Source organism: Kordia periserrulae (assembly GCF_003054265.1).
Lineage (GTDB): Bacteria > Bacteroidota > Bacteroidia > Flavobacteriales > Flavobacteriaceae > Kordia > Kordia periserrulae.
Window position 1 is genome coordinate 19,228 of the sequence record NZ_QBKT01000005.1, and the last position, 24,132, is coordinate 43,359.

At 37.4% G+C, this 24,132-nt stretch carries 20 protein-coding genes and 2 tRNA genes; 16 read left to right on the forward strand and 6 right to left on the reverse strand.

Annotated elements, in window-relative coordinates; translation table 11 throughout:
• Window positions 1-158 precede the first annotated feature (158 nt).
• On the reverse strand, window positions 159-1,220 hold the full coding sequence (locus C8N46_RS11175) for a hypothetical protein (RefSeq protein ID WP_108114997.1): 1,062 nt from the start codon (window positions 1,218-1,220) through the stop codon (window positions 159-161).
• Between the two features lie 164 nt (window positions 1,221-1,384).
• The gene (locus C8N46_RS11180) at window positions 1,385-2,767 is read right to left on the reverse strand and encodes a coiled-coil domain-containing protein (RefSeq protein WP_108114998.1); all 1,383 of its coding nucleotides are present in this window, start codon (window positions 2,765-2,767) and stop codon (window positions 1,385-1,387) included.
• A 495-nt stretch (window positions 2,768-3,262) separates the two neighbouring features.
• Between C8N46_RS11180 and C8N46_RS20975 the strand changes: the two genes are divergently transcribed.
• Entirely contained in the window at window positions 3,263-3,394 is a 132-nt protein-coding gene (locus tag C8N46_RS20975) for a hypothetical protein (RefSeq protein WP_262498077.1), read from the forward strand.
• 95 nt (window positions 3,395-3,489) lie between these two features.
• A complete protein-coding gene (locus C8N46_RS11185) occupies window positions 3,490-4,290 on the forward strand; it encodes a hypothetical protein (protein ID WP_108114999.1) in 801 nt (266 codons plus the stop codon).
• Window positions 4,291-4,299: 9 nt separating this feature from the next.
• Here the strand turns inward: C8N46_RS11185 and C8N46_RS11190 are convergent, their stop codons facing one another.
• Together C8N46_RS11190 and C8N46_RS11195 are read right to left on the reverse strand one after the other, a co-directional pair.
• The gene (locus C8N46_RS11190; protein WP_108115000.1) at window positions 4,300-4,500 is read right to left on the reverse strand and encodes an LPXTG cell wall anchor domain-containing protein; all 201 of its coding nucleotides are present in this window, start codon (window positions 4,498-4,500) and stop codon (window positions 4,300-4,302) included.
• Between the two features lie 88 nt (window positions 4,501-4,588).
• On the reverse strand, window positions 4,589-5,731 hold the full coding sequence (locus C8N46_RS11195; protein WP_108115001.1) for an acyl-CoA dehydrogenase: 1,143 nt from the start codon (window positions 5,729-5,731) through the stop codon (window positions 4,589-4,591).
• Between the two features lie 173 nt (window positions 5,732-5,904).
• On the opposite strand from C8N46_RS11195, the gene C8N46_RS11200 reads away from it, so the two are divergent.
• The 10 genes from C8N46_RS11200 (at window position 5,905) to C8N46_RS11245 (ending at window position 13,660) form a co-directional block, all read left to right on the forward strand.
• Window positions 5,905-6,969: an anhydro-N-acetylmuramic acid kinase gene (locus tag C8N46_RS11200; protein WP_108115289.1), complete on the forward strand. Its 1,065-nt coding sequence runs from the start codon at window positions 5,905-5,907 to the stop codon at window positions 6,967-6,969.
• Between the two features lie 123 nt (window positions 6,970-7,092).
• Window positions 7,093-8,319 carry a Glu/Leu/Phe/Val dehydrogenase dimerization domain-containing protein gene (locus C8N46_RS11205; protein WP_108115290.1) on the forward strand — a complete coding sequence of 409 codons (1,227 nt, stop codon included), beginning with the start codon at window positions 7,093-7,095 and terminating at the stop codon, window positions 8,317-8,319.
• A 23-nt stretch (window positions 8,320-8,342) separates the two neighbouring features.
• Window positions 8,343-9,764 carry a sodium:proton antiporter NhaD gene (gene nhaD / locus C8N46_RS11210; protein WP_108115002.1) on the forward strand — a complete coding sequence of 474 codons (1,422 nt, stop codon included), beginning with the start codon at window positions 8,343-8,345 and terminating at the stop codon, window positions 9,762-9,764.
• Window positions 9,765-9,828: 64 nt separating this feature from the next.
• Window positions 9,829-10,515 (forward strand): MotA/TolQ/ExbB proton channel family protein, encoded by a 687-nt coding sequence (locus tag C8N46_RS11215; RefSeq protein WP_108115003.1) that lies wholly within the window; start codon window positions 9,829-9,831, stop codon window positions 10,513-10,515.
• 10 nt (window positions 10,516-10,525) lie between these two features.
• The gene (locus C8N46_RS11220; RefSeq protein ID WP_108115004.1) at window positions 10,526-10,912 is read left to right on the forward strand and encodes an ExbD/TolR family protein; all 387 of its coding nucleotides are present in this window, start codon (window positions 10,526-10,528) and stop codon (window positions 10,910-10,912) included.
• Window positions 10,912-11,286, forward strand: coding sequence for an ExbD/TolR family protein (locus C8N46_RS11225; protein WP_108115005.1), 375 nt, complete (start codon window positions 10,912-10,914; stop codon window positions 11,284-11,286). The genes C8N46_RS11220 and C8N46_RS11225 overlap by 1 nt, the downstream gene beginning before the upstream one ends.
• Window positions 11,287-11,293: 7 nt before the next feature.
• Window positions 11,294-12,184 (forward strand): energy transducer TonB, encoded by an 891-nt coding sequence (locus C8N46_RS11230; RefSeq protein WP_108115006.1) that lies wholly within the window; start codon window positions 11,294-11,296, stop codon window positions 12,182-12,184.
• Between the two features lie 13 nt (window positions 12,185-12,197).
• Entirely contained in the window at window positions 12,198-13,418 is a 1,221-nt protein-coding gene (locus tag C8N46_RS11235) for a bifunctional folylpolyglutamate synthase/dihydrofolate synthase (RefSeq protein WP_108115007.1), read from the forward strand.
• A gap of 67 nt (window positions 13,419-13,485) precedes the next feature.
• Window positions 13,486-13,560: transfer RNA gene (locus tag C8N46_RS11240), tRNA-Val, on the forward strand.
• A 25-nt stretch (window positions 13,561-13,585) separates the two neighbouring features.
• A tRNA-Val gene (locus tag C8N46_RS11245) sits at window positions 13,586-13,660 on the forward strand.
• A gap of 36 nt (window positions 13,661-13,696) precedes the next feature.
• Here C8N46_RS11245 and C8N46_RS11250 read toward each other — a convergent pair.
• Both C8N46_RS11250 and gldJ read right to left on the reverse strand, forming a co-directional pair.
• A complete protein-coding gene (locus C8N46_RS11250; RefSeq protein ID WP_108115008.1) occupies window positions 13,697-14,968 on the reverse strand; it encodes a UDP-N-acetylmuramoyl-tripeptide--D-alanyl-D-alanine ligase in 1,272 nt (423 codons plus the stop codon).
• A gap of 84 nt (window positions 14,969-15,052) precedes the next feature.
• Window positions 15,053-16,732 carry a gliding motility lipoprotein GldJ gene (gldJ, locus tag C8N46_RS11255; protein WP_108115009.1) on the reverse strand — a complete coding sequence of 560 codons (1,680 nt, stop codon included), beginning with the start codon at window positions 16,730-16,732 and terminating at the stop codon, window positions 15,053-15,055.
• Window positions 16,733-16,958: 226 nt separating this feature from the next.
• Between gldJ and porU the strand changes: the two genes are divergently transcribed.
• The 4 genes from porU (at window position 16,959) to pdhA (ending at window position 24,131) form a co-directional block, all read left to right on the forward strand.
• Complete coding sequence (gene porU, locus C8N46_RS11260; RefSeq protein ID WP_108115010.1) at window positions 16,959-20,834, forward strand: type IX secretion system sortase PorU; 3,876 nt, start codon at window positions 16,959-16,961, stop codon at window positions 20,832-20,834.
• Window positions 20,835-20,866: 32 nt separating this feature from the next.
• Window positions 20,867-22,108, forward strand: a complete 1,242-nt coding sequence (porV, locus tag C8N46_RS11265; protein WP_108115011.1) for a type IX secretion system outer membrane channel protein PorV — start codon at window positions 20,867-20,869, stop codon at window positions 22,106-22,108.
• Window positions 22,109-22,397: 289 nt separating this feature from the next.
• On the forward strand, window positions 22,398-22,880 hold the full coding sequence (gene cdd / locus C8N46_RS11270) for a cytidine deaminase (protein WP_108115012.1): 483 nt from the start codon (window positions 22,398-22,400) through the stop codon (window positions 22,878-22,880).
• A gap of 252 nt (window positions 22,881-23,132) precedes the next feature.
• The gene (gene pdhA, locus C8N46_RS11275) at window positions 23,133-24,131 is read left to right on the forward strand and encodes a pyruvate dehydrogenase (acetyl-transferring) E1 component subunit alpha (RefSeq protein WP_108115013.1); all 999 of its coding nucleotides are present in this window, start codon (window positions 23,133-23,135) and stop codon (window positions 24,129-24,131) included.
• Window position 24,132: the final 1 nt, after the last annotated feature.

Below are 24,132 nucleotides of genomic sequence, written 5' to 3' on the forward strand. Positions count from 1 at the left end.
GACGTTTTTACTGATGTGCCAATTTGATAATTTGAAAATGTACCAATGTTTTCTTTTTAGTGACTAAATTTTATTCAACATTCAACATTCAACATTCAACATTCAACATTCAACATTCAACACTAAAACCTAATACCCAAAACCCAACACCCAACAAATCAAACTTCAGGCAATTCTTCTACTTCAAAGGGTTCATGATGTAGGTGAATGATGGTTTTTGGAATTTTTCCATATAATAACTGAATCACTCGGTGTGGCGCGAGAATGTATTTGTGTGTTTTGATATCGCCCCATACTTGAATTTCTTGCTTTTTAAAGGATAAAAATTCATTGCTCACTTTGGAAGAGTTGACCGAATCGATGGTTTCTACCGTAGTTGTGAGTGAAAACGAATTGAGTTTGACATCTTTTACCGCAATGGCTTTCAGCAAGGCTTGCGTGATTTCATGATCGTCTTTTGAAAAAATACTGTGTAAAATTCCCAAATCGACACGTTTTATTTTACGTGGAAATACATGCTTTAACCGTTTGTCAATCATGTACGCCATATTATTCAAATCTTGATAACGATCGGCACAATCTTGTATAGTTTGGTAAATTTCCTGCTCCACTTTTTCATCGTATTTGTAATCAAAATACATAAAACAAATAAACGGTCTGTTGAGCGTGACATCGTAAAAAGCCCAATCGAGTACATAAGTTGCAAACGTACTTTGGGTCTTTTTTATCTTCCCAAGCACAAACTTTTTAAATATTTTTTCTTCTTGAATTCGACTGTAATACAGTGATGACGAAGCTTCAAACAAATCGCGCTTGCTTACATGTTCTTTGTTGACTAGAAGTTGCTGCAAGAATTTCTTTTTAAATTCATCAGCATCAGGAAATTTGGCTTTAAATTCATCTTTTAATTCCAAGTCGTTGTGAATGTAGCGCAATTCTAAATAGTTTGGAAAACCAGACTCGGTCAAATCGACTTTCATCTGCTCTTCGTCAAAACGGTATTTTAGTTGCATCACACGAAGCGAAAACGCCAAACGTTTACAATACTCTTCTAGCGCTTTTTGTTCTTCATTCGTGCAAATTCGATAATGATTCCATTCCACCAAATTGATTTCAAATTCATCCAAAACATGCATCACCATTCGGTAATACAAATCATACTGCGCTTCCGAGTCTAACGCTGCGGAATCTAATGGTGTTGTGATATCGTTTATAGACATGTAAACGTTTTATAATGTGTTTTTTTGGCATATCTGCGATGCGGTCAGGTATCGGTAGTCGCTTTTTGCTTTGTCATTCCTGCGTAGGCAGGAATCCAACTCAAAAGAGCTCCAACAATACCGCTATCCTTTATGCAATTTTCAAGAATCGTTTGTGTTGTAATTTAACTTAACAAATCGTCAGTTCCCGTATCTTTTGCAGGCGATCCGTTGCCAGCACCGCCACTACTTGCCGTTGCATCATCATTTCCGCCAGCATTCCCTGTAGCAGGATTTTCACTGTTTTTATAATATTCTTCAAACAATTCCTTCATGTCAATTCCATAACGGTCTGCAAAGTTTTTGCGGATTTCCACGTCCTTTTCACGAATTTCTTGCAACGATTCAGCGTAACTGCTGTAAATACCTTTCATCACTTTTTCATGAACAGGAATGTTTTCCATCATATCTTGACGTGCTTTTGAGCTTGCTGTGTACATTGCCGCTAAGGTTTCCCCAATTTTTTCATCGGTTTTGATACCTAAGTGTTCTAAAATCGCCGCGAATTCTTGGTCGGTACGTGCTTTTAAAGCAACTACATAACCGTCGTAATAACGAATACGTTCTTCTGTATCGGATTTTAGCTTGGCTCTATGTGTTTGTAGGTTACTACGTAACGAAGTCAATACTTTAATCGTTAAGTTGTGTTTATGAACGAAGCTGTCTTTACTTGCTGCTAAGGTGATGTACGCAGTGCGCAAACCGTCCAGCTCTTCTACTTTTTGCTCTAATTGGGTAATTTTTGCCAACGCTTCCGAATATTCAGGAGATTGCTTGTCTACAATTTCTTCCAATTCTTGTCGCGCCTGACTCAACAATGCTTTTTGCTTTTCCAATTCCGCTTCTGTTTCCTCTTTCTTTTCTAGTGCTTTTGTGTGGTTTTTGCTTGCTTCTACAATTGCGTCTTGCAGTCTGTCCTCAACTTCTTTGATTTCCACTTCACGATCTTTCAAACGTTTCACCGCAGCTTGACTTTTAAACGAAAGTTCTTTCAGTAACGTTTCGGTATCTGAGCTTTCAATACGTTTTTGAAACATTTCTTTTGCTTTAGAATCGGCAAATTTTCTATCTTTTTGTGCTTGTTCCAATTCAGATTCTTCACGTTTGATACGCGATTTTCGTCCCCACAAATTATTCCACCATGTATCAGGTTTGTCGAGTGCCGCTTGGTATTCTAATTTGGCTTTGTCGAGTTCTTTTTGTGCATTGTCAATGACGCGTTGTTCTTCATCATTCAACGTTGAAAAACGCTCAAAAATGATTCCGACTTCATCTTGATAATCGGTTAAGTCTTTAATGGCATCTAACAGAGAAGTTCGATCTTTTTCAGCCATTTCCACAACATTATCAAGCGTTGCATTTAATATTTTTTGGCGTACTTCTGGACTTTCTTCTTGGGAAAGTTTGGACTTCATTTGGTCAATTGCTTTTCCCCATTCTACTTTATCATTGGTTTTTTGTTTTTGTTCTTTGCCAGAAGTTTCTAATAAATCAAAATCGTCAGCCATATACTTTATTGTTTTTTATTAATGAATGTTTTTAAAGTTGGTTTTATACTGTTAAAAAACAGGAATACGGTATTGCAAATACAGTCGTTTTTCAACTAAGCTTTAAATATAAGAATTTAGCGTTATATCTGACTGATTTTTTACGAAGACGTTACAAGTTGCGTCGAAAAAAGTGCGCATAAAGATATTTTGTAGATTTTTCTTTCAAGATTTTTTATGAAGAATGTGCTTGAGAATTTTTAAAAAAAGCTATCTCGAATTTATAAGTTGTCTTATGACGATGCATGACTTCTCCATGAAGAACACAATATAAGATTCAGTAAGACCATGTGAAATATAGCAGCTATCAATCGTAAGTTTTTTAAAAATATACTATTTAGCTTTCTATTTGTTGTATCAACTTCCTTAATACTAAGGATTCAAATATACGTATAATTAAGTATTGCATTCAGCGGGTTTTTGGGTGATATTTATACAAACCAAAATAATGACTACATGAAACCATCAAAAACAACCATCGAAATCGGAAATGAATTTAAAGAAGTAGAAATTTATTATGATGAACAAGAAGATTCAAATTTGACCATTGCTATTAACAAAAATCAGGTGACGGTTTTTCAAAAATGAAGAATTTCGAGTTAACTTCAATTGTTGTGATTTTGTAAAATACTTTTTTTGGCACTCTTATTGATGCAATTTTCAGCAACATTAAAACCAATTGTATGAAACCAAAAATGACGCTTTCGTTGCTGTTGTGTTGTCTATTGTTTAATTTGAGTCACGCGCAAGGAAAACTCAATCGTGCTAAAGAAGACCTTTCTGGGAATAGTAATAGTTCTAGTAGTTCTAGCGCACGCTGGAGTAATGATGACGATTTCGGTAACGACAGCGTTGGTTTCTTCGATAGTGTTTTTATTGAAATTGCTTATCATGCTACGATTGGAATTTTGTTTGGAAACATGGAAACGCGCTATTTCTACGACTATCCTTACGCCGACGGTTCGCATGGCGAATATGCGTTTGGTGACGAAAATGTGCCACTCAAAAGAAGTCAATTGACCATTTCAAACACGTTTTTTACAAGCGGAAACGAATTCTATGGAAATGATATACAACTTAATTTTCGCTTTGTTCCGTTGGTTGGTGTAGAAGTAAATCATTTGCACTTTTTTGAAGAAACACCTAAAAATGATTTAGGCGCAACGTCATTTATGCTGAATTACTACAGAGTTCGTGAAAAATATGTCACAGCTTTTTGGGGAATCGGAGCTACGCATGTTGGTAGTGGTGTAGACGAAACAGGATTTGCCTACCAAATTGGAGTTGAGGTATTTTTGAAAAAACCGTACAGTGTAAGCGCACTATGGAAACAAACGCTCATCAATGATTCTTCCATTGACGAATTCAAACTCCAAGCACGATATCACCTAAAACGATTTGCTATTCACGGCGGATTCAATCATTACCAATTGGGAAGTGTTACTATAAACGCACTCGGTTTTGGAGTTGATTATCGTTTTTAATCGAAAAAATTATTTCTTTCCACCAAGCAAACCGCCAAGTAAGGCAACAATTCCGAGTCCAATCGTAATAAAAGCGTTGGTGTTGTCTTGTCCTTCTATTTCAGCAACCGCTATATCTACAGAAGTTTCTGGACTAATCACCATATAAATACCATAAGCGATTAATGCAATTCCTGCAATGAGTAATACCATTTTTATAGACTTGTTCATAATGTATTGGTTTTTGGTTGACAACAAGATACAAAAAAAGCGTATCGAACAAATCAATACGCTTTAAAATTATATAAATCGATTGTTTTTAATCTCTCAACACACCTCTTGAAATTACAATTTTCTGAATTTCAGAAGTTCCTTCGTAAATCTGTGTAATCTTAGCATCACGCATTAAACGCTCCACATGGTATTCTTTTACAAAACCATTTCCACCATGTACTTGTACAGCTTCTACTGTTACTTCCATAGCAACTTTTGAAGCATACAATTTTGCCATCGCACTTGCCATGTCATAATTCTCTTTTGCATCTTTTTTACAAGCAGCTTCCATTACCAAATGGCGTGCAGCGGTAATTTCTGTATGCATATCTGCCAACTTAAACGCAATAGCTTGGTGATTGCAAATTTCAGTTCCAAAAGCTTTACGCTCTTTCGAATATTTCAATGCCAATTCATACGCTCCAGAAGCAATTCCTAAGGCTTGTGCTGCAATTCCGATGCGTCCACCAGAAAGTGTTTTCATGGCAAACTTAAATCCGAAACCATCTTCTCCAATTCGGTTTTCTTTTGGCACTTTTACATCGTTAAATTGTAAGGTGTGCGTGTCGCTTCCGCGGATTCCCAACTTGTCTTCTTTAGGACCGATGTCAAATCCTGGCGTTCCTCTTTCTACAATAAATGCATTGATTCCTTTGTGTCCTTTTTCTCTATCTGTTTGTGCAATGACCAAATACACATCTGCACGTCCACCACTTGTAATCCAGTTTTTGGTACCGTTAATTACATAATGGTCGCCCATGTCAATCGCTGTAGTTTTTTGTGATGTTGCGTCACTTCCTGCTTCTGGTTCACTCAAACAAAAAGCGCCAACTTGTTCTCCAGTTGCTAATTTGGTTAAATATTTTTGTTTTTGCTCTTCCGTTCCAAACGCTTCCAATCCATAGCAAACGAGTGAATTATTTACTGATACAATCACAGAGGCAGAAGCGTCAATCTTAGATAATTCTTCCATAATCAACACATATGAAATCGTGTCCATACCACTTCCTCCATATTTTGGATCAACCATAATTCCCATAAAACCTAATTCGCCCATTTTACGAACCAACTCATTTGGAAACTCTTGTTTATTATCACGTTCTATAACACCAGGAAGTAATTCCGTTCTTGCAAAATCTCTCGCGGCGTCGCGAATCATCATATGTTCCTCTGTAAGATTAAAATTCATAATTATATATTGTATTAGTAAATTTTTAAAAAAGTCGCACAAAGATAATTCTAAAATAGCAGATTTTCAATAATAGGCTTTTATTTTTAAGAATTCTTAATTTGTATGTGATGAAAATGTGAATCTTGTCGAAAAGCGAATTCAAAACAGCGAATTTTAAATACATTTACAACATGAGTCAATACAACGTGATTGGTATAATGTCGGGAACTTCCCTTGACGGAATTGATATCGCCTATATACAATTCGAGAAAAATGAACGCTGGAAATTTGAAATTCTAGTCGCGGAAACAATTCCGTACAATCCTACTTTTGAGCAGCAATTGCGAGAAGCCATTCATTACAGTAAAGAAAAACTTGAACAACTTGATGTTTCTTATACACGCTTTTTAGCGAATACCATTCAAAAATTTATTGAAAAGCACAACCTCACAAGTTTAGATGCTGTTTGCTCTCACGGACATACCATTTTGCATCAACCCGAAAACGGCATTACATACCAAATTGGAAATGTACCCGAATTAGGCGTTTTACTTAAGAATTGCGTAAAAACGGTGGTATGTGATTTTAGAGTGCAAGATGTGGAATTAGGTGGGCAAGGCGCGCCGTTAGTGCCCATTGGTGATGAATTGCTGTTTTCGGAATACGATTACTGTTTGAATTTAGGCGGATTTGCCAATGTATCGTTTCACGAAAACGGAAAGCGTATCGCCTACGATATATGTCCTGTAAACATCGTCTTAAACAAATATGCCAAACAATTAGGATTTCCGTATGATGACAAAGGAAACTTAGCAAAATCGGGAACACATTTGTTAAATTTAGATTCAGCACTCAACAACCTACCATATTACCGACAAAAACCGCCAAAATCACTTGGTTTGGAGTGGGTTCAAGAAGAAATTTTTCCACGATTAGAAGCTTCTTCTGCAAAAGAAATTGATTTGCTGCGTACTTTTACGGAGCATGTCGCAAGACAATTGGCGCAAAACTTTACAAAAGATGCCAAAATTTTGGTAACTGGCGGCGGAGCTTACAATGATTATTTATTAGAAAAAATTCACGAGTATAAAAAAGTACAGCTAGTAAAACCTTCGCAAAAACTCATAGAATACAAAGAAGCCTTAATTTTTGGTTTTTTGGGAGTTTTACGCTTACGCGAAGAAGTAAATTGCTTACAAAGTGTCACGGGAGCAGCCAAAGATCATAGTTCGGGAAAAATATATCGTCAAAACTAAAACAAATTTTTATGTAGGATTACGATTATCATAACGTTAAATAGTACGTTAAGGATTCTTTAAACAAGCGAACAATTTTTATATTTGCGAGATTAGAAACTATTGAATACCAAAAATAAACCTTTGAAAGAATTACTCAAGATATACGAAAACAAAGCACCTGAAATTGTTTTCAACTGGAAAGATCCAGAAACAGAAGCGGAAGGTTGGACTGTAATTAACTCGCTTCGCGGTGGTGCAGCCGGCGGCGGAACACGCATGCGCAAAGGACTGGATATGAATGAGGTACTTTCGCTTGCCAAAACAATGGAAGTAAAATTTACCGTTTCCGGACCTGCCATTGGAGGTGCCAAATCAGGAATTAACTTCGACCCGCAAGATCCTCGCAAAAATGGCGTTTTAAAACGCTGGTACAACGCAGTAGCTCCTTTGTTAAAAAGTTATTACGGAACAGGTGGTGATTTAAACGTTGACGAAATTCACGAAGTGATCCCAATTACAGAAGATAGCGGTGTTTGGCATCCGCAAGAAGGCGTTTTTAATGGACATTTTAAACCGACAGAAGCTGATAAAATCAACAGAATTGGTCAGTTGCGTTTAGGTGTTATCAAAGTTATTGAAAGTGCCGAATATTCCCCAGATGTTTCCCGAAAATATACGGTAGCCGATATGATTACAGGTTTTGGTGTTGCCGAAGCCGCACGTCATTTTTATGATATTTATGGCGGATCTATGGAAGGAAAACGTGCTGTTGTACAAGGCTTTGGAAATGTTGGCGCCGCTGCAGCATATTATTTATCGCAAATGGGCGCAAAAATCGTCGGAATTATTGACAGAGTTGGTGGAATTATCAACGAAGACGGTTTCTCTCATGCAGAAATTAAAGCGTTGTTCCTCAAAAAAGATGGAAACACACTCGTGGCAGACCATATGATTCCTTTTGAAGAAATGAATCAACGCGTATGGGAATTGTCAACCGAAATATTTGCACCATGTGCTGCTTCACGTTTGGTGACGCAACAGCAAATTGATAAAATGATTGATACAGGACTGGAAGTTATTACCTGTGGTGCAAACGTACCTTTTGCAGATAAAGAAATCTTTTTTGGGCCAATTATGGAGCATACAGACCAAAAGGTGAGTCTTATTCCCGACTTTATTTCAAACTGTGGAATGGCAAGAGTATTTGCCTATTTTATGGAGCGTAGAGTTGCCATGACCGACGAAGCCATTTTTGAAGATACTTCCAAAATCATCAAAAAAGCGTTGCAAAACACATTCAAGCGAAATGCTTCAAAAGTAGATGTGAGTAAAACCGCTTTCGAAATCGCATTAAAAGAATTAATCTAAGTAGAAAACTATAAAAAACACAAATGGAATCAGCAATAATAGCCGTATTTGTCTTAGGATATTTAGCCATAACCTTAGAACACAATTTAAAAATTGACAAGCTTATCCCTGCATTGGCCATGATGGCAATATGTTGGGCATTTATCGCTTTTGGAATAGAAGATTTTCAAAACTGGTTTGACTCTGGCGCACACGAACTTGTGGGTGGAGAAGGTGGTTTTGGAGCCATGACAGATGTCGATGCTAAGATGCATCTGATGGAAGAAGGTTTATTGCATCACCTAGGGAAAACAGCTGAAATATTAGTATTCTTGCTAGGTGCGATGACCATTGTGGAAATTATCGACTATTTCAATGGTTTTGCCACTATAAAAAGTTTCATCAAAACGCGTAGCAAAAAGCGTGTATTGTGGATTTTTGCATTTTTAGCATTCATTTTATCCGCTATTATTGATAACCTTACAGCTACGATTGTATTGATTTCTATTTTGCAAAAAATTATTTCTGACAGAAATATTCGTATTTGGTACGCTGGTTTAATTATCATTGCTGCAAATGCAGGTGGAGCGTGGTCTCCAATTGGTGATGTAACTACAACCATGTTGTGGATTGGTGATAAAGTATCTACTGGAAAGCTGTTTGGATATTTATTCTTACCATCATTTTTATGTATGGTTGTGCCAACGTTCATTGCGTCTTTCTTAAAACCATTTCAAGGAAATTTACCGCAAGAAGAAGGTGCAGAAGATGAGAAACAACACCGTTTTGGACCAACCATGTTATACTTAGGATTGTCTGCAATTGTATTTGTGCCAGTTTTTAAAGTAGTAACACATTTACCACCATATGTAGGTATGATGTTATCACTATCTGTCGTAGCGATTTTTGCTGAAATTTACAGTAACTCGAAATTTAGTATGGCTTCTGTAGGAGCAAATGAAGGACATCACATGCAAGATGTAGCACCAGGACATCACAGTCCCGTACACCATTCCTTGTCAAAAATTGAATTGCCAAGTATCTTATTTTTCTTAGGAATATTAATGGCAGTTGCTGCGTTAGAATCTTTAGGATTGCTGTACGGATTTGCAGGATGGTTAGAAACCGCAACCCCACAATTGGGAACTGAAATGCACGAAGGTGGCGTTTCCGATTTAGTAGTAATGGCGTTAGGATTGGGTTCAGCAGTTATAGATAACGTACCGTTAGTAGCAGCGAGTTTGGGAATGTTTACGCAGCCATTAGACCATGAATTATGGCATTTTATAGCGTTTGCAGCAGGAACAGGAGGAAGTATGTTAATCATTGGTTCAGCAGCAGGAGTTGTAGCCATGGGAATGGAAAAAATAGATTTCTTCTGGTACCTCAAAAAAATATCATGGTTGGCTTTGATTGGATTTATAGTCGGATCGGGAGTTTTCATGATTATGCGAACCTTGTTTTAAGTAGTTCATACACATACTTAATTAGAAAAAATACCGTTATTATAGTCTAAATCAAAAAACACCTATGTTATTATTTCAAACACCTACTGATTCTGTTGAAAATCCTGAAGTACAAGAAAAAACACTCTCTATCTACCAATTAATTGTAGACGGCGGTTTAGGAAGTATCATTATCATCAGTATTTTATTAGTGCTTTTAGCGGTCGCGCTATACATCTATTTTGAACGTATATTCGCGATTAAAGCAGCGTCAAAAATTGATAAAAACTTCATGAATCAAATTCGTGACAATGTCTCTGCGGGAAAACTAGAAGCAGCTAAAATACTCTGTGCACAAACAGATTCTCCTGTGGCGCGATTAACCGAAAAAGGAATCGCTCGTATCGGCAAACCGCTAGAAGATATCAACAAAGCTATTGAAAACGCAGGAACGCTAGAAGTATATAAACTTGAAAAAAATGTCAGTATTCTAGCAACAGTTGCAGGAGCGGCACCAATGATTGGTTTCTTAGGAACGGTAATCGGAATGATTATCGCTTTTGGCGAAATGGCAAATAGCGGCGGACAAGCGGAAATGGGTGCACTCGCAGGCGGAATTTACACTGCGATGACAACTACCGTAGCAGGACTTATTGTGGGAATTATTGCGTATATTGGATACAATCACTTAGTAGTGAAAACGGATAAGGTAGTACACCAAATGGAGGCAAATGCCGTAGATTTCTTGGATTTATTGAACGAACCTGTATAATCTGAAGTGTATGAAGTTACGAGGTAGAAACAAGGTAAGTCCAGAATTTAGCATGTCGTCTATGACAGACATCGTTTTCTTACTGTTGATATTTTTTATGTTGACATCCAATTCGCCAAATGCACTCGATATACTATTGCCCAAAGCAAAAGGAAAATCAACCAATGTGCAAAACGTATCAATAAGTATCAAGAAAAATTTAGAAATTTATATTGATGCAAGCCGTGTACGCGAAGGACAAATAGAAGCACAATTAAGAGCAAAATTGGCTGGACAAGAGGAACCAACCATTATTCTAAGAGCGGAAGAAGGTGTTCCTATTGAAAAAGCAGTAAACATCATGGATATTGCTAACAGGAATAAATATAAAGTCATTTTGGCAGTACGGCCGCGATAATGAGTTTGCTTGAAACGCGGAATAAAAAGTTCAATCTGCCTGTTGTTTTTATTGTAGGTGTAATTTTTTTAATAGGACTGGCATTTTTTGCGAATTATATTGAAAATATATCGCCAAGTGAAGCAGTCACAGAAGTAGAAAAAGAAAAAATAATACACATTACAGTTGATAAAAATGCAACGATTTTTCTTGATGGAACGAAAATTGATACAATTCAACTAGAAAAAGAATTAAAAATACAATTTGACGGTCATGCAAATCCAGTCATTCAGTTAGAAACTCAACAAAAAGTTTCTTCTGAAAAAATCATAAAGATTATGGGTATTGCAACGAAAAACAACTATAAAATCATCCTCGAAGCAGTTTCAAACTAAACGCGTTATGTCAATATTCAACACAGAACATAAAAGAAAATCAGCAACCATCACGACTATTTTAATGGCGTTTTTGTTGTTTATATTATTTGTATTTGGGATGAAATACTTAGATCCGCCACCAGAAAGTGGCATCGCAGTCAATTTCGGAACTAGCAATACAGGAAGCGGAGAAGTGGAAACGCAAAAAAATCCAAAACCTGTCACCTCTCAAAAGCAAGAAGTAGTAGAAGAAAAAGTTGAAGAAACGCAACCTGAAGAACAAACACAGCCAGATACATCTGCCTCTGAAGAAGTCGTGACGCAAGACTCGGAAGAAACCATTGCGATGAAAAAGGCTGAAGAGGAAAAAAAGCGCAAAGCAGACGAAGACGCAAAAGCCAAAGCAGAAGCGGACCGAATTGCAAAAGCAAAAGCGGAAGCCGAAGCCAAACGTAAAGCAGAAGAAGCGAAAAAGAAAGCAGATATTGATGCATTATTTAAAGATGCTAACGGCAACGGAACCGATGATGATGGTAAAGGAGAAGGTCCGGACGATGGTCCTGGTAACAAAGGAAACCCGAATGGTGATCCGTATGCGGCGAGTTACTATGGAGAACCAGGTTCTGGTACAGGAGGAACTGGTGGTTATGGTTTAAATGGAAGAAGTAAGCTATCTGGTGGAGAAGTAGATAAGCAAGATTGTAATGAAGCAGGTCGCGTAGTAGTGCAAATTAGAGTAAATCGTGAAGGAAAAGTGGTAGAAGCGATTGCGGGAGCAAAAGGAACTACAAACAATGCAGAATGCCTCTTAAAGCCTGCTGAGCGTGCTGCTTATAAATACAGTTGGAATAAAGATAGCAAAGCGCCAACTACACAAATTGGATTTATTGTGATAAACTTTAAATTGGGACAATAAACGGTTTCTTCGCATGACACGTCAAGAAGCTTTAGCATGGTTAGAAGCGCAATACCAAGCTTCGTATCAACAAAAAGGTGCCTCGTCAAAAAGTAAGGCTTGGGATTTAACAAACATGACCAAGTTTGCACTGCATTTAGGAAATCCACACGAAAAATTTAAAAGTGTACATGTTGCTGGCACGAACGGAAAAGGTTCTACCAGTCACATGATAGCTTCTATATTACAAGAAGCGGGTTGTAAAGTCGGACTCTTCACTTCACCACATTTAAAAGATTTTAAAGAACGAATTCATGTCAATGATCACATGATTGCTAAGGATGCTACTATTGCATTTGTAAAGCAATACAAAGAAATAGTGGACAAACTCCAACTTTCTTTTTTTGAACTGACAGTCGGAATGGCGTTTTATCATTTCGCACTGCAAAACGTAGATATTGCTGTTGTAGAAGTCGGTCTTGGCGGACGTTTGGATGCTACAAATATCATCACGCCGGAAGTATCTGTTATTACTAACATCGGATTGGATCATGTGAAAATTTTGGGTGATACCTTGTCCAAAATCGCAGCAGAAAAAGCGGGTATCATCAAGGAAAATATTCCTGTAGTTGTTGGGGAGTTTCACGAAGAAACATTTCCAGTTTTTAAAGAAAAAGCACAACAGGTCAATTCTAAACTATATCTCGCCGAAAAAACCATCCAAAAAAAGTATCAAACAGATTTGTTAGGCGATTACCAGCAGAAAAACTACAAATCGGCAGTACAAGCTGTTCAATTACTAAACGGCTTTCAAATTACAGAAATACACATTCAAAACGGATTGGCAAAAGTGGTTTCGAATACCAATTTGCAAGGTAGATGGCAAATTCTGTCTACAACTCCAAAAACGATTTGCGATACCGCGCACAACAAAGAAGGATTGGAATTGAACATGCAACAATTGCAAAAAGAATCTTTCGAAACGCTACATATCGTGTTTGGTGTGGTGAATGATAAAAATCTCTCAGAAATCTTTTCAATACTGCCAAAAGATGCTATTTATTACTTTTGCAATCCGCAACTAAACAGAGCTTTGCCAGCGCACGAATTACAAGAAGTAGCAGCAACATATCATCGAATTGGGAATGTATATAATTCAGTGTCAGAAGCGTATAGTGCGGCAAAAAAACACGCAACGCACGCCGATGGTATCTATATTGGCGGAAGCAACTTTGTCGTGGCAGAAATACTTTAAAATTTTTAGGTTTAAATTTTGTCAGGTATAAAATCTATTCTATATTTGCATCCGCAATACGCAATAAGGGCGATTAGCTCAGCTGGTTCAGAGCACCTGCCTTACAAGCAGGGGGTCACTGGTTCGAATCCAGTATCGCCCACTCTTATTGAAATAAAATGAATTACGGGTGATTAGCTCAGCTGGTTCAGAGCACCTGCCTTACAAGCAGGGGGTCACTGGTTCGAATCCAGTATTACCCACAAAAAAAGCTTCTATTTTTAGAAGCTTTTTTTAGTTTATAGCAAATCTAAAATTCGTTCCAACGCCATTCCGCGCGAGCCTTTAATTAATAATGTACTGTTTTTTATAGTTGGAAATTGATTTTTGAGCGATTCAAACGACGTGTGAATGTATACGTTTTTATGATTGTTTTTGGTATTGCCAAAATTTTCTCCCACCAAGTAAATCGTGTCAATATCTAACGAAGCTGCATAATCACTAATAAATTGATGTTCTTCTGCGGCACTTTTTCCCAACTCAAACATGTCGCCTAAAAAAGCAATTTTAGAACGGTCGCTGAGGTTTGAAAAATTATCCAATGCAGCTTTCATGCTCGTAGGATTGGCATTGTAAGCGTCTAGAATGATTTTGTTGGAATGTTTCTCTATAATTTGTGAGCGATTGTTTGCAGGAACGTATGCTTCTACAGCATCTTTAATATCCGAGAGCGGAACATTAAAATATGTTCCCATAGCAATGGCAGCAGCGATGTTTGAAAAGTTATAAGAGCCAATCAGTTGACTTTGAATTTCTACATTTTTTACTGTTGCTTTTACCATCGGATTTGCGCTTACAAACTGAATGGTAAGTTCGTCTGTGGTGGAACTTCCAAAAGTGAAATGGCGTACATTTTGAGTTCTTTCTACTTGTTTCGAATCATCGCCATTGACAAAAATAAATTTATCATTGGCTTTTAAATAATCGTACAGTTCGCTTTTTCCTTTAATAACGCCCTCCACGCCACCAAAACCTTCCAAATGCGCTTTTCCAAAGTTTGTGATATATCCGTAATCTGGTTCGGCAATACTACTTAAAAAGGCAATTTCTTTTTGGTGATTAGCGCCCATTTCTACGATGCCGATTTCGGTAGTTGAGTCCATAGAAAGCAAGGTAAGCGGTACGCCAATATGATTGTTTAAATTGCCTTTGGTAGCGGTGGTTTTGTATTTTTTAGAAATAACGGCATGTATCAATTCTTTGGTAGTTGTTTTTCCGTTGCTTCCCGTCAAGGATATAATTGGAATATTAAGTTGTTTTCTATGATAACTGGCAAGTTGCTGTAGTGTTTCTAATACGTTTTCAACCAATATAGTATATTCTGAGTCGTGATATTCTTTTTCGTCAATAACAGCGTACGCAGCACCTTTTTCTAATGCATCTTTCGCATACGCGTTTCCATTAAAGTTTTCACCTTTTAACGCAAAGAAAATAGAGTTGGGGATAATGTTTCTAGAATCTGTAGAAACTATCGGATATTTTTGAAATTTAGCATATAACTCTTGAATCATCGGTACTTTTTTAGCTTACAAATTTAGACAAAAAAAAGCCCTGATAGGTCAGGGCTTCATATTTTATGTAGTAAGTCGATATTACTATCTTGGACTTTTTCTTTCTTGTGATTTTGAACCTACTCTTGACATTGCACATCTAAATCCGATGTAAGAAGTTGCCATATATTCAGGGAAAGCTCTTCTTTGTGCAGGATCAATCCAGTATGCTCTATCTTTCCATGAACCACCTTTGTAAACTCTTACGTTATCGTCAATTAATGTAGTTCTAGAGTTTGATTTGTCATATTGTCTAATCATTCCTGTAGAGTCAGCATCAACAACGTGCTTTGGTGCGTTGTACATACGCTTGCCTTCCGCTTCACCATTTTCGATATCTTCTTCACTAAAGCGATCGTAAAATCTTGATGAAGAAAGGTCTCCATCGCGGTAGTTTCTGTTGTCAGACTTGTCAAAGTTTGTTCGTAAGTACGTTTCTTTTTCGTTCACAGGAACTTGTGCAACTTGCCCTGGAAGATTTCTAGCAACGATTCTTCCGTTTGCTAATGTATCGTATTTAATGGTTTCAGGAGTAACAATCACTGCTTTTCCTTCTTCGTTGATTTTGTTTTTCATGTAAACGTTACCACGATAGTAGTTGAAATCACTTGCTTCATCATCTACTATTGGACGATATACATCAGAAACCCATTCTGCAACGTTTCCGGCCATATCGTACAATCCAAAGTCATTTGGAGGATATGATTTTACTCTAGCAGTAATATCAGCACCATCATCAGACCAACCTGCTATTCCGCCATAATCACCTTTACCTTGCTTAAAGTTTGCTAATTGGTCACCACGTCTTTTTCTGTTACCGCTTCTTGTAAATTCACCTTTCCATGGGTATTTTTTTCTACCACGGATGTTGTTGTACTCGCGTAAACCATCTAAGCCTTTCGCGGCATATTCCCACTCAGCTTCAGTTGGCAAGCGATATTCAGGTAAAATAACTCCTGAAGTTCGTTTTGCATATACGTTGGTGTCTGTATCAGTAGAATCTTTTGACTTGCCATTCGCTTTTTGTGCAATTCTTCCTTGGTATTCGTCAATTTTACCACCGTAAGTTTTTGACGGATCTGTTAAATACGCTTCTGTGCTGAATGTAGCATCCGGGCTTAAACTATCAATAGATTTTGCTCCTTTTGCAATGTATCCTTCACGTTCTAATACAGCTTCGTTCACTCTGTCAGTTCTCCACTTACAGAATTGTACCGCTTGAATCCAGTTAACACCAACCACAGGATATTCTGCATATCCAGGATGTCTTAAATAGTTAGTTGTCATCGTTTCGTTAAATCCTAAACGATCTCTCCAAACTAAGGTATCTGGTAAAGCACCTTTGTAAATGTTTCGATAATTTTCGTTTTCTGGAGGAAATACTGTTTTGGTCCAATACAAGTATTCTGTATACATTAAATTGGTTACCTCAGTTTCATCCATGTAAAATGATTGTACGTGCTGCTGGTTTGGGGTATTATTCCAGTCGTGCATTGGGTCATCTTGCGTTTTTCCCATCGTGAAAGTTCCACCTTCTATAAATACCAATCCAGGAGCTGTTTCCTGACCTTTGTACTTGGTATTTGCTGTGAATCCACCATCTTTACCGTCAATGCGCCATCCTGTGGCTCTTGAAGTATTGTTTGATGATGATCTTTTACAACTAAAAAATCCTAGTGAAACTACTGCGACAAGTAGCATAATTCTTAATGTTCGCTTTTTCATAGTCAAGACTTGAGTATTGAAAGAAATTTAGGTTTGCAATATAGTAATTAAAGGTAAAATATCAAGATTTATTTCAAAATTTAATCCGACACTTTCTCTCCATTATTAATATCAATAGTTTTCATATAACGCCCACAGTTGTAATTTATTATTCTTAATTTTGTTTTTTTAAAAAAATAGCTAAAACATTGAATAATATTTCAGTGTATTTACCGTTAAAGATGCAATGAAAAAAACACTAACTTTTTTAATCAGCCTCCTTTTTATAAGTGTATATGCTCAAAATAAGCACTTTGATTTAACGTGGAGTACTACGCCAAAAGAATTTTTTAAAGAAAGCGCATCCATACAATTGCCAACATTCAATGAAGAATATTTTGTGAGCAATGACGATGGCACCATTAGTTTTATGGCGCAATGGGACGACAATCGTTTTGTGAATGCCAGATCATTACAGCTAAGCAATGTAGTGTACGAAACAATGTCTAACGAGGGCTTAGGTGCTATTGATAAATCAAAACTGCCAACAGCTATTCAAGCGAAAATTGTAAATGCTAGTGCGAGAGATAAAAATGCACATTTACTCATTGTTTCGCCGTTAATTATAGAAAATGGAACGGTAAAAAAAGTAGTGAGTTTTGATGTTTCGTATAATTTTTCATCAAGAAGAACAAATGCAATTGCTAAAAGTAATACGGCTATCACCAACTCAGTACTCGCTAGTGGAAATTTCTATAAATTCTCAGTGACAGAGTCTGGAATTTACAGAATAGACGCAAACTTTCTAAATCAGTTAGGTCTCAATACAGGAACAATCAATCCTAGAAAAATTAAAATCTATGGAAATGGCGGACGAATGATTCCACATCTCAATTCGTTGAATCAATATTATGATGTAGCCGAAAATGCGATTACGGTTGTTGGCGAAGAAGATGGTGAATTTAACGCGCAGGATTTTATACTGTTTTATGCAGAAGGACCTGACGTATTCAATGAAGACAGTCAAACCCACATCAATGCCTATACTGATAAAACCTATTATTATATAACAGCTGATGGCTCAGAAGACGGAAAACGAATTCCAGAAGCCGTACAGCCAACAGCAGCAGCTGATGTGACTATCACGCAATACGACGATTATCAATACCATGAAGTAGACAATGTAAATATTGTAAAACTCGGTCGCAGATGGTTTGGAGAAGTATTCAATATTGAATCTGAACAAACGTTTAACTTTTCACTGCCAAACTTAGTGACTACTGAACCTGTTCGAATAGGAATCAAACCTGCGGCAATTTCTAATGGTATTACCAATATGAGTACCTTTATCAATAATCAGCCAGCACAAAATATCAATGGACAACCAGCGTTTAATTTCACATTTCCGCAAATCAACGATTCCCGATTGGCAACAGAACACAACGTATCGGGAGTTCCAGCGAATAGAAATGGACTGATTATAGACGAAGTAAATCTGACTTCGGAAGATTTAAACATCACACTCAGCTATCAAAACAACGGAATTGCAGGCTCTATAGCATACCTTGATTATATTTCGGTAGAGTCTACACGAACGCTCACGGGAATTGACAATCAATTCAAATTCAAATACAACGACGCCAGAAATATAATCGGTGTGGGAGAATTTGTCATTTCAAACGCGAGTAAAGTCTTTGAAGTTTGGGATATTACAGACATGTGGAATATCACAAAAGTGACCAATACAGCACTAGCCAATACATTTTCGTTCAAAGCACCGATGGGTGAAGTACGACAATACATTGCAGGCGATACTTCCCGATTCTTAATCCCTACCATTGAGCCAAATAGTCAAGTCGTAAACCAAGATATTAAAGGAACTATATTTGCCGATGGTGATGTGGAATATATCATTGTAACACCAGAAAATCTAGCATCACAAGCCGAACGCATTGCCGAATTCCACCGTGGAAACTCTGGAATGATTGTAAAAGTAGTAACGTTAGAAAGTATCTACAGCGAATTCAATACGGGAAATCCTGATATTGGCGCTATTCGTAATCTTATAAAATATGTGTACGACAATGCAAGTACACCTGAAAATCGCATCAAATATGTATGTATGTTTGGCGATGCTTCGTACGATTACAAAGATAGAATTCAAGGAAATACCAACATCGTTCCTGTGTTTCAAGCGTATGACAGTTTCAATCTGACGAGTGGTTTTATGACAGATGATTTCTATGGAATGATGGATGATAACGAAGGAACCCTAGCAGTATCTGACCGTTTGGATGTAGCGATGGGAAGAATGTTAATGCTCGATCCAAATCAAGCAAAAAATATTGTAGACAAAACCTTAGTATATTACAGTAAAGAAGCTTTTGGGCGATGGAGAAATACCGTAACCATCGTTTCAGATGATGCAGAAAATAACTCAGACAAAGACTTGCAAGTCGATTTGGATGCGCTTGGAGAAGTCATTGCAACCGAAAAACCATTCATCAATATCTCTAAAATACATTCGGACGCGTATGTACAACAATCTTCAGCAGCTGGAGAACGGTATCCAGAAGTCAATGAAGCCATCAAAGATAAGATAGCATTAGGTTCCTTAGTAGTCAACTATTTTGGACATGGTGGAGAAGATGGTTTGGCGGGTGAGCGAATTTTTGAAAAAGGCGAATCGCAAGAGCTTACCAACGATTGTCGTTTGCCATTATTCATCACCATTACCTGTGAATATACACGATTTGACAATCCGCTGCGCGAAACTGCGGGCGAATTTATGTTTTGGAATGAAAAAGGAGGTGCGGTTTCGCTCTTAACCACGACTCGACAAATATTTCAAAACGTAGGTGTAAGTATTAATGAACTCTTGGCGAGATACTTATTTGCGTACGATTCTAACGAATATCCAACAGTGGCGGAAGCATTACGTCAAACAAAAAATTTGGTGACAACGAGCAACAAAAGAACGGTTTTCTACATTGGCGATCCTGCGATGAAACTGGCAATTCCGCGTCCAAGAGTCAACTTAACCGCAATTAATGATGTGCCAATTACGCAGCCAACTGATACTCTCAAAGCATTAAGCAGAGTAAAAATAGCAGGAAACATTACAGACGATGCTGGAAACTTGATGAATACCTACAACGGAACTGTGTTTTCAACGATTTACGACAAAAAAATACAGCGTCAAACGCTGGCAAATGACTTCCCGTTTATATTTGACTTTGAAACCTTAGGGGAAATCATCTTTAGAGGAAAAGCAGCAGTAGTAAACGGAAACTTTGAATTTGAATTCGTAGTGCCGCGCGATATTACCATTCCTGTCGGAAACGGTCGTATTAGTTTCTACGCAGAAAAAGAAGGTACACTCGAAGACCATACAGGGTATAGTGAAAGCTTTAAAGTAGGAGAACTCAATGAAGATGCGCCCATTGATAATGATGCGCCTGTGGTAGATTTATTCCTAAATGATGAAAGTTTTGTTTCAGGAGGAATAACAAACGAATCTCCATTCTTGCTCGCCAAACTCTCAGATGCCAACGGAATTAATACGGCAAGTGGAATTGGTCATGATATTATTGCCATTTTAGATGGAGATGAAGTCAATCCTATCGTACTAAACGATTATTACGAAACCGAACTCAACGATTACACACGCGGAATTGTAAAATTCCAATTGCGCGATTTGGAAGAAGGAACACATACACTATCGCTTAGAGCGTGGGACGTGTACAACAATTCAACCACTACAGAAATACAATTCACCGTTTTCAACGAAAGCAATTCGCTGACTATTACCAATGTGTTAAATTATCCGAACCCTTTTGTTAGCTACACGGAATTTTGGTTCAACCACAACAGTTCAACAGAACTCGATGTCATGGTGCAAATCTTTACCATTTCGGGGAAAGTAGTGCGTACCTTAGTAGGGAAAACAAATGCAGGAGCCTCTAGTAAAGACTTTAGTTCGCTTTCGCGGGATATTGTGTGGGACGGGAAAGATGATTTTGGCGATAAACTCGCAAAAGGAGTCTACGTATACAAGATTACCGTAAAATCTCCGTTAACTAATCAGAAAGTTGAAAAATTTGAAAAACTTGTAATCCTATAAATAAAAACTATATTTGTTAAAATTTTAACTGAATGAAGAAGCTAATCTTATCTATACTGTGTCTGATTCCGTTGGGAATGGTAGCACAAACTACAATAGTCAATCCAAATGATACGCGAGTGATTACGACAGGAGTTCCTTTCCTACTTATCACACCAGATGCAAGAGCAGGTGGAATGGGAGAACTAGGAGTGGCAACATCGCCAGATACATACTCACAACAATGGAATCCGGCAAAATACGCTTTTGCAAAAGAGCAAATAGGTGTCGGAATCAGTTATACACCATATTTGAGCGACTTGGTAAACGATATCTTTTTAGGAAACCTAACGTTCTACAACCGAATCAATGAAAGAAGTGCTTGGTCGGCTAGTATCAAATACTTTAGCTTGGGTGAAATCGAAATCATTACACAACAACAAGCAGATATAGGAAACTTTACACCCTTAATTGAACGACCAAACGAATTGGCAATTGATGCATCGTACGCGTTGCGTTTAAGTGACCAATTTGCACTGTCGGTAACAGGTCGTTTCTTGCGTTCTGACTTAAAATTACAATCGCAACCAGACGTAGAAGCCAATGCAGCAAGCAGCTTTGCGGTAGATATTGCAGGTTTCTATCAATCAGAAGAAATTGCGTATGACAGTTTCAACGGACGTTGGAGAGGTGGTTTTAATATCTCAAACTTAGGTCCAAAACTAAAATATGACGAATTAGGTCAAGAAAACTTCTTGCCAACACAATTAAAATTAGGTGGTGGATTCGATTTTATCTTTGACGAATACAATAAATTGGCGGTAAGTGTAGAAGTAAACAAATTACTAGTGCCAACACCTCCAAAACTCGGATTTGTAGATACAAACGACAACGGAAACCAAGATCCAGACGATTTATCTACACCAGACGTTAACGAAAATGAGCCAACTATCATTGTAGAAGGGCAAGATGACGATGTAAGTTTCGTATCAGGAATCTTTCAATCATTTGGTGACGCGCCAGGAGGTTTTAGCGAAGAATTAAAAGAATTTACGTGGGCATTGGGTGCAGAATACTGGTATCAAGACTCATTCGCACTACGTGCAGGATACTTTAACGAAGCCGAAGAAAAAGGAGCTAGAAAATTCTTTACACTTGGAGCAGGATTCAAATACAGCGCTGTAACCATTGATGTTTCGTATTTATTCTCAGCTTCGCAAGTACGTAATCCACTAGAAAATACCTTACGTTTCTCACTAACATTCAACTTAGGAGATACGTACGACGAATTATAAAAGTCAACAACATAAAATATACAAAAACCTTTCAAACTTCTTGGAAGGTTTTTTTGTGACTGCTTTTTTTAGGCATTAGGCATTAGGCATTAGGCATTAGGAAATAGTATTGGTATTTTTAACAGACTAACAGACTAACAGACTAACAGACTAACAGACTAACAGACTAACAGACAAATCCACAAAAAACGAATAACAAAGAACAAAAAACAAACAACAAAAAAAATCACTATCTTTCCAAGCTATTTCGACGATAGCAACTACTTTCAAAGAAAAAATAAAATCGTCTATGAAGGAAATACAAATCACGACGACGCTCACGTGTTACGACCATATAGGGGAATTGCCTCAACACATTCAAAAATTGATGGAACATGCAGTAAATGCTCGGAAAAAGGCGTATGCGCCGTATTCAAAATTTAGAGTTGGTGCAGCGTTGCAATTGGAAAATGGTGTTGTAATTACAGGAAACAATCAAGAAAATGCGGCGTATCCTTCTGGTTTATGTGCAGAGCGTGTGGCAATTTTTCACGCTGGAGCGGAATATCCGAACGTGAAAATACAGCAAATAGCAATCACGGCAACGTCTGACAATCATATCAACAAAACACCAATTCCGCCATGTGGTTCTTGCAGACAATCCATTGCAGAATACGAAATGCGTCAAGACGAAGCGATAGAAATTTACTTTATGGGCGGCGAAGGAAAAATCATGAAATCCAATTCGTTAAAAGATTTATTACCGTTGGTTTTTGATAAAACGTATCTGTGAAAATTGAAATAAGTCATTACATTTTTCTAAAAACAGTCATCAAAAATAGCGTTGTGAATAACTTTCTTCTGTGCGATAACGTTTTCGAAGCTAGAAATCATGTTAAAAGGACGATAAATTACGGCTACATTTTTACACTTCTTATTAAAATAGTATTTTTGTTATTCGGATATCGAAAACAAACAACAAAAAATAAACCCTAAAATGGTTTTGAGATTTTCAAAAATTACAAAACCAACCAATTTGAAATAAATGGAAAAAATCACTAAAGAAGTATACCTCAAGTGGTACGAGGATATGTTATTTTGGAGAAAATTTGAGGACAAACTTGCCGCTGTGTACATTCAGCAAAAAGTACGTGGATTTCTTCACTTATACAATGGTCAGGAAGCTGTATTAGCTGGATCGCTACATGCCATGGATTTATCAAAAGATAAAATGATTACAGCCTACAGAAATCACGTGCAACCTATCGGAATGGGCGTTGATCCTAAAAAAGTCATGGCAGAATTGTATGGAAAAGCAACCGGAACTTCACAAGGACTTGGAGGCTCTATGCACATTTTCGCACCAGAACAAGGGTTTTATGGTGGACACGGAATTGTAGGTGGACAAATTCCACTTGGAGCTGGACTGGCTTTTGCTGACAAATACTTCAAAAGAAACGCAGTAACCTTATGTTATATGGGTGATGGAGCTGTGCGTCAAGGATCATTGCACGAAACCTTCAACATGGCAATGAATTGGAAACTTCCAGTCGTATTCATCTGTGAAAACAACGGTTACGCGATGGGAACTTCTGTAGAAAGAACTGCCAACCATACGGATATATGGAAACTTGGATTAGGATATGAAATGCCTTGCGGCCCTGTAGATGGAATGAATCCTGTAAAAGTTGCAGAAGCAGTTCACGAAGCAGTAGAAAGAGCAAGACGCGGCGATGGACCAACATTCTTAGAAATGAAAACCTATCGTTACAGAGGTCACTCAATGTCCGATGCACAACACTACAGAACCAAAGATGAAGTAGAAGAATACAAAAAAATTGATCCAATAAATCAAGTCAAAGAAATTTTATTGGAGAAACAATATGCTACCGAAGAAGAAATCGAGGAAATGGATCAGCGAGTGAAAGACTTGGTGAAAGAATGTGAAAAATTCGCAGAAGAATCTCCATATCCAGAGAAAAACGTAATGTACGATACAGTATATGAACAAGAAGATTATCCATTTTTACCTCATAAACTATAAT

Excerpts from the sequence above, each read along its gene's own strand:
- C8N46_RS11175 (WP_108114997.1), bottom strand. The coding sequence starts at position 1,220 with ATGTCTATAAACGATATCACAACACCATTAGATTCCGCAGCGTTAGAC.
- C8N46_RS11180 (WP_108114998.1), bottom strand. The coding sequence starts at position 2,767 with ATGGCTGACGATTTTGATTTATTAGAAACTTCTGGCAAAGAACAAAAA.
- C8N46_RS20975 (WP_262498077.1), top strand. The coding sequence starts at position 3,263 with ATGAAACCATCAAAAACAACCATCGAAATCGGAAATGAATTTAAAGAA.
- C8N46_RS11185 (WP_108114999.1), top strand. The coding sequence starts at position 3,490 with ATGAAACCAAAAATGACGCTTTCGTTGCTGTTGTGTTGTCTATTGTTT.
- C8N46_RS11190 (WP_108115000.1), bottom strand. The coding sequence starts at position 4,500 with ATGAACAAGTCTATAAAAATGGTATTACTCATTGCAGGAATTGCATTA.
- C8N46_RS11195 (WP_108115001.1), bottom strand. The coding sequence starts at position 5,731 with ATGAATTTTAATCTTACAGAGGAACATATGATGATTCGCGACGCCGCG.
- C8N46_RS11200 (WP_108115289.1), top strand. The coding sequence starts at position 5,905 with ATGAGTCAATACAACGTGATTGGTATAATGTCGGGAACTTCCCTTGAC.
- nhaD (WP_108115002.1), top strand. The coding sequence starts at position 8,343 with ATGGAATCAGCAATAATAGCCGTATTTGTCTTAGGATATTTAGCCATA.
- C8N46_RS11215 (WP_108115003.1), top strand. The coding sequence starts at position 9,829 with ATGTTATTATTTCAAACACCTACTGATTCTGTTGAAAATCCTGAAGTA.
- C8N46_RS11220 (WP_108115004.1), top strand. The coding sequence starts at position 10,526 with ATGAAGTTACGAGGTAGAAACAAGGTAAGTCCAGAATTTAGCATGTCG.
- C8N46_RS11225 (WP_108115005.1), top strand. The coding sequence starts at position 10,912 with ATGAGTTTGCTTGAAACGCGGAATAAAAAGTTCAATCTGCCTGTTGTT.
- C8N46_RS11230 (WP_108115006.1), top strand. The coding sequence starts at position 11,294 with ATGTCAATATTCAACACAGAACATAAAAGAAAATCAGCAACCATCACG.
- C8N46_RS11235 (WP_108115007.1), top strand. The coding sequence starts at position 12,198 with ATGACACGTCAAGAAGCTTTAGCATGGTTAGAAGCGCAATACCAAGCT.
- C8N46_RS11250 (WP_108115008.1), bottom strand. The coding sequence starts at position 14,968 with ATGATTCAAGAGTTATATGCTAAATTTCAAAAATATCCGATAGTTTCT.
- gldJ (WP_108115009.1), bottom strand. The coding sequence starts at position 16,732 with ATGAAAAAGCGAACATTAAGAATTATGCTACTTGTCGCAGTAGTTTCA.
- porU (WP_108115010.1), top strand. The coding sequence starts at position 16,959 with ATGAAAAAAACACTAACTTTTTTAATCAGCCTCCTTTTTATAAGTGTA.
- porV (WP_108115011.1), top strand. The coding sequence starts at position 20,867 with ATGAAGAAGCTAATCTTATCTATACTGTGTCTGATTCCGTTGGGAATG.
- cdd (WP_108115012.1), top strand. The coding sequence starts at position 22,398 with ATGAAGGAAATACAAATCACGACGACGCTCACGTGTTACGACCATATA.
- pdhA (WP_108115013.1), top strand. The coding sequence starts at position 23,133 with ATGGAAAAAATCACTAAAGAAGTATACCTCAAGTGGTACGAGGATATG.